Origin of the sequence: Aquimarina longa SW024 (assembly GCF_001401755.1) — a bacterium.
Lineage (GTDB): Bacteria > Bacteroidota > Bacteroidia > Flavobacteriales > Flavobacteriaceae > Aquimarina > Aquimarina longa.
This window is the reverse complement of the sequence record NZ_KQ474099.1, coordinates 686,908-699,444: the sequence shown is the minus strand read 5'-3', so window position 1 is coordinate 699,444 and position 12,537 is coordinate 686,908. Positions and strand designations below refer to the sequence as shown.

Sequence of the window (12,537 nt, the reverse complement as noted above, 5' to 3'; positions counted from 1 at the left end):
ATAATTAGTTTTGTCTATTAATTAAAATACTTAGGTGAAACTAGAGCGTTAATTTATGATTTTTAACTAAAAAAGCAACTTGAAGTTATAATTAAACTTGCATAAAATACTGTTTACTAAGTGATTATAAATAATATCATAAACCTAGTAATGTTGTTTTAACAAAAACATACTGCCTAATTTATAAGAATAATATATTGTTAATTATTAAGATTTTATTAACGTTTTTTAATTCTTATAGTTTGAATTTGATACTAGCTTTAATGTACTTAAAACCTATATAAAATGAAAGAATCTTTTAGATTATTTGATATTGATAAAAAGGCTGATATTTTCTGTTTTTTACCTGTCTGTAATGAATCAGAAGAAGAATTAATTCACTCTCTAAGCATATTTTCTAGGTCAAATATTACACCTTCACTAAGAAAAAGAATGCTCTTATTTATAGTATTAGATGGGCAAAATGACAACCAACCTAAAACATCGACACATAAAATACTGCTCAGTTATTTATTTAAAGAAAATAATTATGATATACATCAGGTATTTGGATGTACTATTGTTAAAGGCTGTATCGATGACATCCCATTCTATTTTTGTATTAAAGGAGATAACCTTATCAAAGGGAAACGATATAGTATGATGCTATTTGCAGAAATTTCGCAATATATTGCTAAGTGTAGAGGAGAAGAGCCTTTTTCTGTTTTATCCTTAGATAGTGATACTCATACTAGAGGAAAAGATATTCAACATCTTGTAAACGAGCTTGAAAAAGATGCTAGCTGTGGTGGCGTAACAGGTCTTCTAAAAGTATCTAATCTTAGCCTTAACCCTCTTATTCTAATTCAGGATTATATTTACTTTATCTGCCATTCTTTATACAAGTCTGCCGATACAATTTTTCAAAGATGTGTTGTACTACCTGGTGCATTTTCTATGATTCGTTATAGTGCATTTTGTGAATGCTTACCAGAATTAAGCGAGATCCCTAATAGAAATAGTATTTCTCAGATTAATAAACTCGATCTGGGAGAAGATAGGTATTTAACTACTCTTTTAATACAAAAAAATTATAAAACACTATATCAAAAAAAAGCAACAGCAACTACAATTGCGCCCTCTAAAACAATAGAGTTTTTAAGACAGCAGCGTAGATGGAATAATTCTACCATCATCAATTCTATTCAACTCTTATTTACCAACTCTCCATTATTAAAAAGAAGTCGATCTCACTTTGTTCAGTGGTTAATTATTTTTTCGCAATTAATCGGAGTTTTTTTAGGAGTTGCAAGCCTTGTAATAGTCGCTTCTTATGGATATTTTGGGGATTATTATCCCCAAAAAAACATAGCTTTTTTATTCTGGTTATACATTGTTTTTTTTGGATTTACATTAACAAATCAACGTCTACGGAATGTAAAATGGTGGATTGTAAGTAATCTTTTTATTTTTATTGTATTAGTTAATTATGGGTTATTCTGTGGAGTACTACACTTATACTGGATAGTACCTGTAGCGATCACATTATTATTTATATACAAACCACTACTTATTTTAGTCTCGATTACATGTAATGCATCAAATGGAAAAGATTTATCGATTCTGATTTCTGAATTCTTTCTCAGTTTATTAGTAGGTCCAGTACTGTATAAGTTATTGATCCCTATTTATGGATTAGCCAATATTGATGATAAATCATGGGGTACCAGAGGGATTGAAGAAGATGAAAAGTTTCGTTTTGATATTAAAAAATCTCAATTATTACTAGATAGAGAATCTCACTATGTAAAGGAGAATAAGGCATGGAGAAATGCAATGGAACAACCAAAAGAAAATACTTTTACTAAGAAACTTTTTTTATTATCCTCTTTTTTTATACTAAATACAGTTTTTCTTTTGATTGTATTTCTAACCAATGATGTTGTACAAATTATTATACTTACTCTTATAATGAGCATTGAGCTAGTAGAAATCATTCCTGTCTTCTTTTTATCTATCGTCTATCTATTTAAAAATAAGAATCAAAACCTAGTTGCTTCATGTTAATAGTTGATCAATTACAATAAAAAATATACGAATCAATAGCATCAAATAAAAAAATCTATGAAAATAATATGTCTCATAGGAATAGTATTACTATTTCTGATTGTTTCTTCGTGTTCTAATGTTACCAATAAAGTTCGAAAAAAATACCATCTCAATAAGTGTTTACCCTCTACAATGCCACCTAATGGACTTAAACCTGTAGAGGTGCCTCAGTTTGTAGTATTGAGTTTTGATGATAATAGTTTATCAGGCATAGAAGGCTCTGGATCTAGTGGAGGATTACGATTTTTGATAGATCTTTTTGACTCTATAAACCTTGCTAGAACACAGCAATCCCATTTTTCATTTTATGTAAATGCATCACATATATCAGAACGTAGTACAAAAAGTCACAGGTATAATCGAATGGCATGGAAAGAAGCCTACAAAAAAGGTCATGAGATTGGCAACCATACTTTTAGCCATCGGTCAGGTAAAAATTTTTCTATTAGCGAGTGGGTCCACGAAATAGAGCGAAATAATAACCAATTAAGAATCCCAGTAATGGCAGGAGGAGTAGGAGTTGATAGAGGAGATATCTATGGATTTAGAGCGCCTTTTTTATCCTATAACGACAGTCTATTTATTGCATTAAAAAAAACGAATATGCTATATGACAGTAGTATCGAAGAAGGATACCAATTACAGATCGACGGAAAAAACCTTTATTGGCCATATACCCTTGATAATGGAGGAAAAGGAAAGTTTCCGAATCCTGAGTGGTGGAATAAAGAAGTGTCTAAAAATGGTAACCATCCAGGGTTATGGGAGATTCCAAACTATGTATTTACAGTACCACCAGATGAGGTATGTAAAAAATACGGGATTACAACTAGTCTCAGAGAAAAATTATATCTAAAGCATTCTTTTTTTAGCACACAGTATGGAAAAATATCAGGTGTTGATTTCAATCTATTTTTTAGGTTTAATATGACTAAGGAAGAAGTATTGGCTACCCTAAAATATTCATATGACCTCCGACTAAAAGGGAATCGATGTCCATTTACTCTAGCCTGCCATAGCGAGTATTATACCGATCAGTTTAATGAACGAGAAATTTGGGAAGATGATGTTAGGATTAAAACCAATGGAGAGGATAGAAGATGGGTTATAAGAAACTTTTTAAACTATATTTTGAAAACTCCTGATACTAAACTAGTCAGTAATATAGAGCTATTGGATTGGTTAAATAATCCTAAACCGATAAAAAAAACTAAAATAAAAAAGAGAACAGATCATTTAAACCCGATTTCTTCTCTAGAGTGTAAAATGACATTTTATTGGATCTTTGATTCAGAAAAGGAAGAATGGAAAATAGAAGGAGGTAAAGAATGTTTTATGGGAACAGATTTATCTACATGCCTGCTCCAAGGAGAAACATACGATACTGGATTAATCAAAAGAGCTACTGTAGAAGGTACTGCATATGTAAAAAGAAAAAACGGAAAAAAATCATTAATCAACCTAATCTCAGAAAATAATGGTGCTCCAAAATTTATAGAATTAGACCAAACCAAGTATAAGTGGGGAGTAGACATGAATGGTGATGAGTTAAAATTATTTAAAACCATTGCTGTAGACCCTGATTTACTACCTACAGGTTCTAAAGTGTATATCAAAGAGTATGATGGATTACAATTACCCGATGGAAATATCCACGATGGTATTTTTTATGCCAATGATACCGGTTGGTCTATAAAAGGAAATCATATCGATGTATTTGCAGGCAGTTATAAATGGTATAAAGAAATCGCTAGTCAGTTACCAGAATCACTAACGGTTCATGTTTTATCCTATTAACGAAAAAACAAACCTTTTACAATTTTATATACAACCAATCAAAATGATCAAATGAGTTTAGAAAAAACAACATATACTACAGAAAAACAACCCCTATATTGGATAGATGTATTGAGAACGCTTGCCACCTTTGCTGTGATTTTCTTACATACTTCGGGCTATTTATTAGGAGCGTTTACTACCGATTCGATGGAGCATTGGTGGGTAGGGAATATCTATGATGGAGGTGTCCGATTCTGCGTACCTATATTTTTTATGATCTCTGGAGCATTATTATTATCGAGAGATTATAGTTTAGAAAACTTTATAAAAAAAAGATTTATGAGACTAATACCCCCTTTTTTATTTTGGAGTTTTGTGTATATTGGCTATGACTTGTATCATAAAATGTCTGATAATGATGTGGTTATGGGGAGTGTTGATACCTTAATATTTATAAGAGATAAACTATTACATAGTAGTCATGTACACCTATGGTTTGTATATACACTAATCGGAGCATATTTATTTATACCCATTATTCGCAAATGGATTAAAAATGCAACATCAAAAGAAATACTATACTTCCTAACGCTATGGGTAGTTGTAATTACCTTTCACTATTCATTTTTGCACTCCTATATGCCAGCAATAGATACCTCTTATTTTTCGAGTTTTATGTGCTATATGGTATTCGGCTATTTCCTTAGAAATAATACGAACCAACTATTAAACAATAAGAGTTTTGCATTATTGCTATTTATACTCGGCAATGCCATTACCATTTTAGGCACTTATTATATATCCGAGCAGTCAGGAGTTTTTAAAGAAGAATTCTATTATTATCTTAGAATTAATGTGGTAATCAGTGCTATGGGTTTCTTTCTTTTTTTTAAAAACCTATCGATCAAAGAGGGTTGGCTATTAACCTTTGTGTGCTTTATTAGCAAGCATAGCTATGGCATTTACCTAGTACATATTTTGATTACATATCTATTGGCTTATATAGGAATACACACTGCCATTGCACACCCCGCAGTTAGCGTTCCTATGGTGTCAATTATTTGCTTAGTCGTTTCAGCACTGGTGATCAGTATAATGAAAAAGATAAAACTAGGGAATATCATCGCAGGGTAACCCCATGATGATTAGCATTAAAAAAATAAAGCTTCATAGAGACTTATCTCTATGAAGCTTTATTTTTTTAATATGTTCAGAAAAATCGTAATTTTTCGTATGTCTATTTATAATATTGCAGCAGCTCTACCTAGTTCCCAACTGATATACATAAGTCCCGTAGCTATTGCTAATAGATAGGTAACCAAGCCTATATCGCTTAGTTTTTCTATTGATTTTGATACTCTTTAGAAGTTCTCTTTACAGCTTTTATGATGCTGTTACTAAATAATTAAATTCTGATCATAAAAAAATCACGATCAAAACAGCGCTTTTTGATCGTGATCTAAAAAAAGTAGCTAAAAGTTTTGATGCTCTTTGCTACACCTGAGACAAATGTCGAGGAATGCTATTGAGTAAACCCTCTGTGAGGAGTTAAATTTAGTCTTCTTCAATAAACTGAAGGTTGTCTTCAGAGTTTCTGTCTATTAATTTATTATAAGGATCAATACCTGCTTTTAATGGTTTTTTATCCGTTACTATAGTAAAAGTATTTTCTCCAGGTTGCAACCATTTTCGTTCTAGATAATATGGGGTTTTTAGAGGAACCTCTTGAGCATCTACACTATCCTCTCCAAACAATCCTATCTCTATATAGTTAGTTGTAGGATCAGTATGTTCTTCTTTACCAGTATCATCATAATATATTTTCTTAGAATCTACCGTAAAAGTAGTTTCATATCGTTCATTAGGTAGTTTCTTAGTTTTTGATTTTACAACTCTATTTTCATAGAGTACTATTTTTTTAAACCCATCTTCTACTGCATATTTTAAGGAATCCGGAGTTACGGAGTAAATCGCCTCATAGAGGTTTTCTGATGTGGGGTATACTCCTTTTTCAAAATTCTTGTACTCTGTTAAAAATGTTCTGAGTGCTGTATTCATTTTCTGTTCTCCTATAATATCTTGTAACTCATACATAATCATAGATCCTTTCTCGTACCAGATGTGTTGCCCTATCTCTACATTTACTAAAGAACGCTCTGGTTTAAAACTAAAAGCTCTACTACGTAAATAAGAATCTAAGGAATATTTTAGAAAATTCTTAATTCCATTTTCACCATATTCATGTTTCATGGTCATCAGCGAAGAATACTCTGCTAAGGTCTCAGAAATGATATTCGCTCCTGATGTTTTACTAGGGGTAACTAAATGCCCCCACCACTGGTGTGCTACCTCGTGAGTTGTTACTCTAAATGCATAATTAAAATCCTCTGCCTTATCAAAATTGGCTGCAAATCCAAAATCCTCAGAATATGGAATGGTGGTTACAAATGATTGAGCATACTTAGAATGTGCAGGAAACTCTACGATTCTAATCACCGAATTAGGGTATTCTAAGAAATTCTTAGAAAGATATTCTAATGCTGCTTTAGTGCCTTTGATAAAATAAGCCAGATTACGTTTATGCTTTGGTGAGTGATAGATTTCTATAGCTACTTTTTTACCACTAGGAGCAGTCCAACTAGAAATTTCTACATCATATTTTGCTGATACTACATTAAAGAATAGATCGGTTTGTGACTCTAGTTTATACTGATAATAAGCTCTATCGTTTTCTTGCCATTTTTTTACCAATTTTCCTGGAGCTAGAGCAGTTTGATCAATAGCAGTACTTACTATGGCTTCAAAATTAATATAATTAGCATCTTCATTAAATAGGTTTTTCTTAATGGCTAAAGAATCTGTCCTAGGAGGGTACAGGTAGTCTAGTTTTTCTAATCCATATTTTACCCGTGTTCCATTATCAATCATAGTACGCTCATAATGAAATCTAGGAAATATATTATCCCTAAAAAAGGAACCATTATACAGTACTTCGGTTTCCATACTATTAGAAAAACCTTTGGTTTCTGCAATGACCTCTATCGTTAATGCTGCTTTTTCATTAGGCATCATCGCTTTTGGCAATTTATAGAAATACATTCTATACACTGAGTCTCTGATTATAGGAGTTAGTGGTGTACCATTATAATGCACACTCTTTAAAGTAGTGTGTGTCGTAGGATATTGTACCTCTAGTAATAAGGTATCTATGGGAGTCGAGTAATTATTAATGATTTTAAAATCTCCTTTAGCCCTTACATTTCGGTCTTCTGGAAAAACATCGATATAGGCTTTTAAATCAGTCACCTGCGGATGAGGTTGCCCTATGTATTTTGCATATTTCTTTTCTGCATCTGCAGCTACTTTTTCTGCATAATTACCATCTTCCATCGTATTTAAAACCTTTAGGTTATAATAACTATATCCTGCTACCGCTATAAATGCAATAACGACAATTGTAAAAGCTAAAATTGTTTTAGTAGTAAATCGCTGCTTTGCTAATGCGAATCGTTCCTTAGAAGAGGAGAAAAAACCTCTGGTCCAAAATAGTTTACCAATAATCATTACTATCGAAGTCATTAATAACCAATACATGTTTAACCATGTAACTCCTGTAAAATAATGACCAAAACCATTAAGATCACTTAGAAAAAAAGGTGTCGTACTGGTAAAAATAAATAGTGGATTACTACTTTTAAAGGCTAACGTAACTAAGATTGGTAGTCCAAAGTATACGAGTATAACAATAAAATGACCCAGAAACTTATTATTAATCACTACATGGATAAAAAATGAAAGTAGAATTGTCATTAAAAACCCTGGGAGTATTAAAACAAAATTATATGTAAAATATACTCCAAGATCATATTGAAAATAACCATGAAAAGTTTGAAACAAAATACCAATTACAATATTAACCAATGTAAGTACTAGTGCGATACCGACAAGTGCTATGATTTTAGAAAAATAAAGACTAGAATCGCGTATCGGTAGGGCGTCATAGAATACAAAAGTTTTATTTTTTCGAGTTCTATGTACGGCTTCTCCAGAATAGATCACTAATATCACAACACAAAAGAAAGAGATCACTCCATTGATATAGGTAACCACATATCGAGTTAGTGGTAAATTAGGAGTTCCATACGTTTCATTCTGATTATAAATACTAAATATAGAAAAGAGTATCCCAATGATGAGTAAAATTATAAAGATCGAATTTTTAATAATAGATAAAAATTCAATCTTACTTAAGGATATTAAATTATTCCAATCTGTTTTTTTAGTAAAATTCTGTGTTACAGAAGTGATCAGTGAAGGAGTATATGTATTCGTTTCTGTTTTTCTATTTTTCTGACCAGAACGTAAAAACTTTTTATAATCAAATCTAAAATAGGTAATTAGAAAAAATAGAGTTCCTAACCCTAACCATAGCATTCGATTGATTAAGAATTTACCATAAACTGGTAATTGATTATTATTTAACTCATTAATTGACCAGTATTTTTTTAGATAGGCAAATGCTCTATTTCCAAAAGGATCTAAGTATGGCGTTAGCCATTGATTATCGATACTAGACATCAGATTCCCTGAAATATTATATAAAAGGAAAAGACAGATACCCCCCAGATAGATAATAGGCATTTTTTTAAAGAATGCCATTAGAGAGAAAAACAATGCGCCAATAATTAGTGCATTAATTTGTAATAGAAATATAAAAGGAAGAAGGTAGGATACTGGATTAAAACTATCATAATTCCCATAATCAGGGCGATCCAAAAAAATAGCTATCCCAAATCCAATAATAGTTCCTAAAACAATAAAAAGATTAACCAAAGAAGCTATAGTATAACTTCCTAAAAAACGTCCTAGTACATACGATTTTTCTGATATAGGGTATGTAAAATAAGTTTGAGATGTTTTATGATCTTTATCTCTAAAAATGGGAACCCCCATAATAGCAGCATAAAAGAAAATAGAAATAACAGAAACACTTCCAATAACCCCAGCAATAGCATTCGGGCTATTGACAAATTGGGCTGTTACTGATTTTTCAAAGACTGATAATAGTAGTGCTATAGTAAGTCCTAATACAGCATAAATCCAAGTAGCAGGTCTTTTTAAACGATATTTTAGTTCGAATAGGAATAGTTCTATCATAGTATTGCCTCCTGCTGTTTTTTATTAATACAGTAAAAATAGAAATCTTCTAAACCATTGGTTATTTGTTCAAATCCTTCACTAGGAGTAGAGTCACTATATATACTGACATAAAATTCTCCTCCTCTTAGGTAATTTGATAATACGATATAGTCACTTTCAATACGCTCTAGATCAGATTGATTGATTTTTTTTCTAAAAACTTTACCATTTAAGGTCTCTGAGAGTTCCTGTGGATTACCTTGCGCTAGAATTTTACCTTCATTAAAAACCGCCATATTCTGACATAAATTCGTTACATCATCCACAATATGAGTACTCAAAATAACAACTGCATTTTCTCCTAATTCACTTAATAAATTATGAAAACGATTCCGTTCCAAGGGATCCAAACCAGCAGTTGGTTCATCTACAATGATTAATTTTGGGTTACCAATTAGTGCTTGTGCAATACCAAAACGCTGTCTCATCCCACCAGAGTAATCTCCAAGATTACGACTTCTGAATTTATATAAATTTACTTTATTTAATAAATCAGCAACATAACCCTTGCGCTCTTGTGTATTAGTAATCCCTTTTACTTTAGCAATATGATTAAGCATCATCTCTGCAGATACTTTTGGGTATACTCCAAAATCCTGAGGTAGGTATCCTACTATTTTTCGCAGTTCTTCTGGTTGTTTAAAAACATCAATATCATTAAATGTAATCGTTCCTGAGTCCGCTAATTGTAGAGTAGCAATAGTTCTCATTAATGAAGATTTCCCTGCGCCATTAGGACCTAAAAGCCCAAACATTCCTTTGTCTAAAGATAGATTGACATCATTTAACGCTTGCGTTCCATTAGGATACGTTTTATTAAGACTTTTTATGGTAAGCATACTTTTTTTTCAATATTAGTAGTGTTTGTTAAGGTTTTGTTACATGATTTGATATTTTTTTAAAGTCAGTTTACCTTTATAGCATGTTTAGTATATCCTCACTCATGGATAGTTTTTGATAAAAGATATATAGTATCTTTACAACAATTAAATTTTACAATTCAGAATGCAGCAACTTCGCAGAAACAGACGACTAAGAACCAATGATGCAATTCGTTCTTTGGTTAGAGAATATACAATTACACCTCATGATTTTTTAGTCCCATTATTTGTAGTAGAGGGAAAAGGTATCAAAGAAGAAATTCCTTCGATGCCAAATTATTATAGGTATAGCTTGGATTTCCTTAAAGACGAAGTAAAGGAACTATGGGCTATGGGGTTAAAATCAGTATTACTTTTTGTAAAAGTACCCGATGATCTAAAAGATAATAAGGGTACCGAAGCCATAAACGCTGATGGGTTAATGCAACGTGCTATTCAAACCGTTAAAGAAGTAGCACCCGAACTGTTAGTAATGACCGATGTAGCATTAGATCCTTATTCTTCTTATGGTCATGATGGGATTGTAGAGGATGGGTATATTGTTAATGATCAAACATGTACTATCTTGGCAAAAATGGCATTATCCCATGCACAGGCAGGAGCTGATTTTGTAGCACCTAGTGATATGATGGATGGTAGAATTTTGGCTATTAGAGAATTGCTTGAAAAAGAAAATTATAAGAATACAGGGATCATGAGTTATAGTGCTAAGTACGCCTCAGCATTTTATGGTCCTTTTAGAGATGCCTTGGATTCAGCACCAGGATTTGGAGATAAAAAAACATATCAAATGGATTTTGCTAATCGGGATGAAGCAATTAAAGAAACGCTTATAGATATCGAAGAAGGAGCAGATATTGTGATGGTAAAACCAGGGTTATGCTATCTAGATATTGTAAGAGATGTAAGAGATGTTGTTGATGTTCCTGTTGCAGTATATCAGGTAAGTGGTGAGTATGCTATGGTAAAAGCTGCTGCTGCAAAAGGATGGTTAGATCATGATACTGTAATGATGGAGCAAATCATGGCATTCAAAAGAGCAGGGGCACAAGTTATAGCCAGCTATTTTGCTAAGGATGTCGTTAAATTATTAGGGTAATATATCACTATAATTAACTTTTAGTAAGAGTATTCTTTTTTTGAAAAATAAATTATAAATCTCACAGATGTTAAAAATACCTGCGAGATCTGATTAAAATGATAAACCATGGTAAGTAGAGATAGATTATATCAGACGTTTGGAGAATTATTATATGTAATCGCAATGAGTGATGGTATTATTCAAAAAGAAGAAGTCAAAATTCTTGAAGAAATTCTAAGAGGACATCCAAAAGGTGCAGTTATTAAATGGTCTTTTGATTATGAAAATGAGCATCAAAGTGATGTCGAAACATTATATAAAAAAGTAATAGAAGTGTTCTCTGATAATGGTCCTGATGAAGAATATGATTTTATGATATATGCACTTACCAAAATTGCAGAAGTTAATAACGGTATAGATAGCAAAGAAGAAAAAGTGATCACGAGTTTTTCTAGAGATTTATTAGAACGGTTTAAGAACGATATCGAGAAAATTAAAGACAAATACAAGTAATCAATTTATATATGAAGAAGATAAGATTGCTAATTATAGTAATACCCTTACTTATCATATCATGTCAGTCTGATAAGAAAGGTAAAAAAGAAGAAATTAAGATTGGGACAAATAAACAACAGATGAATCCTTATAATCTAGGAGAAAGCGTATTTAATGGTAAAGGAAAATGCTATACTTGCCATAAAGTAAATAAAAAAACAATCGGACCAAGTATCCTTGAAATTATGAAGGTTTACAGAGAAAAAAATGGTGATTTATTAGCATTTTTAAAAGAAAAATCTGAACCTATTGTAGACCCTAATACATATTCAGTAATGAAAACAAATTTTGCAATTATCAAAACATTTAGTTCAGAAGAGTTAAAAGCATTAGAAACGTATATGACAGACGTAAGTCAAGGAAAAATAAAATAATGATTAGACTAGTAACACTCTTTTTTTTGATATCAGGTTCTGTGATATCACAGCAAACAACTCCTAAAGCAGCTTTTTTAGAAAAATGGAACAATTCTAAAGAGTATCTTTTAGAAATGGCAGCACAAATGCCAGAGGATAAATATAAGTTTAAACCTACTGAACGACAAATGAGCTTTAAAGATCAATTATTACATATTCATAAAAATATGCATTGGCTAGGAACTACTTATTTCTCTAAAGAACCAATAGATAAAGATAAGTCAGCAGAAAACTTACCAGAAACCAAAAAAGAAATCATTAAGCTACTTAAAACAACGTTTGATAAAGTATATACACAGGTGCAGAATACAAATAAAGATGAGTTTTCTTCAGAAGTTGATTTTTTTGCCGGACGAAAAACAAAACTCCAAATCCTTAATTTATTACAGGATCATGTTACCCATCATCGGGGACAGCTGATAGTATATCTTAATCTAAATGTTATTGAACCACCACGTTATGTAGGCTGGTGATTGATTTAGATATTTTCTAGATAAGATCATTATACCATAATTGTATAAGTATTAAAAATAGCAAC

At 31.6% G+C, this 12,537-nt stretch carries 9 protein-coding genes; 7 read left to right on the top strand and 2 right to left on the bottom strand.

Annotation, left to right across the window (positions count from 1 at the left end):
* Positions 1 to 285 precede the first annotated feature (285 nt).
* The 3 genes from N456_RS11910 to N456_RS11900 are packed head-to-tail and all read left to right on the top strand — an operon-like array spanning position 286 to position 5,001.
* On the top strand, positions 286 to 2,046 hold the full coding sequence (locus N456_RS11910; RefSeq protein ID WP_062057166.1) for a glycosyltransferase family protein: 1,761 nt from the start codon (positions 286 to 288) through the stop codon (positions 2,044 to 2,046).
* A 57-nt stretch (positions 2,047 to 2,103) separates the two neighbouring features.
* Positions 2,104 to 3,885 (top strand): 3D domain-containing protein, encoded by a 1,782-nt coding sequence (locus N456_RS11905; RefSeq protein WP_082422517.1) that lies wholly within the window; start codon positions 2,104 to 2,106, stop codon positions 3,883 to 3,885.
* A gap of 51 nt (positions 3,886 to 3,936) precedes the next feature.
* Complete coding sequence (locus N456_RS11900) at positions 3,937 to 5,001, top strand: acyltransferase (RefSeq protein ID WP_062057162.1); 1,065 nt, start codon at positions 3,937 to 3,939, stop codon at positions 4,999 to 5,001.
* Positions 5,002 to 5,421: 420 nt separating this feature from the next.
* Here the strand turns inward: N456_RS11900 and N456_RS11895 are convergent, their stop codons facing one another.
* Together N456_RS11895 and N456_RS11890 are read right to left on the bottom strand one after the other, a co-directional pair.
* Positions 5,422 to 9,024, bottom strand: a complete 3,603-nt coding sequence (locus tag N456_RS11895; protein ID WP_062057160.1) for an ABC transporter permease/M1 family aminopeptidase — start codon at positions 9,022 to 9,024, stop codon at positions 5,422 to 5,424.
* Positions 9,021 to 9,905, bottom strand: a complete 885-nt coding sequence (locus tag N456_RS11890) for an ABC transporter ATP-binding protein (RefSeq protein WP_062057158.1) — start codon at positions 9,903 to 9,905, stop codon at positions 9,021 to 9,023. Before N456_RS11890 ends, N456_RS11895 begins: the two co-directional genes overlap by 4 nt.
* Before the next feature lie 166 nt (positions 9,906 to 10,071).
* Here N456_RS11890 and hemB point away from each other — a divergent pair, with 166 nt between their 5' ends.
* The 4 genes from hemB (at position 10,072) to N456_RS11870 (ending at position 12,472) form a co-directional block, all read left to right on the top strand.
* The gene (hemB, locus tag N456_RS11885; protein ID WP_062057156.1) at positions 10,072 to 11,046 is read left to right on the top strand and encodes a porphobilinogen synthase; all 975 of its coding nucleotides are present in this window, start codon (positions 10,072 to 10,074) and stop codon (positions 11,044 to 11,046) included.
* A 108-nt stretch (positions 11,047 to 11,154) separates the two neighbouring features.
* On the top strand, positions 11,155 to 11,541 hold the full coding sequence (locus N456_RS11880) for a tellurite resistance TerB family protein (RefSeq protein WP_062057154.1): 387 nt from the start codon (positions 11,155 to 11,157) through the stop codon (positions 11,539 to 11,541).
* Between the two features lie 11 nt (positions 11,542 to 11,552).
* The gene (locus N456_RS11875; protein WP_062057152.1) at positions 11,553 to 11,957 is read left to right on the top strand and encodes a c-type cytochrome; all 405 of its coding nucleotides are present in this window, start codon (positions 11,553 to 11,555) and stop codon (positions 11,955 to 11,957) included.
* On the top strand, positions 11,957 to 12,472 hold the full coding sequence (locus N456_RS11870; protein ID WP_062057149.1) for a DinB family protein: 516 nt from the start codon (positions 11,957 to 11,959) through the stop codon (positions 12,470 to 12,472). Before N456_RS11875 ends, N456_RS11870 begins: the two co-directional genes overlap by 1 nt.
* Positions 12,473 to 12,537 lie beyond the last annotated feature (65 nt).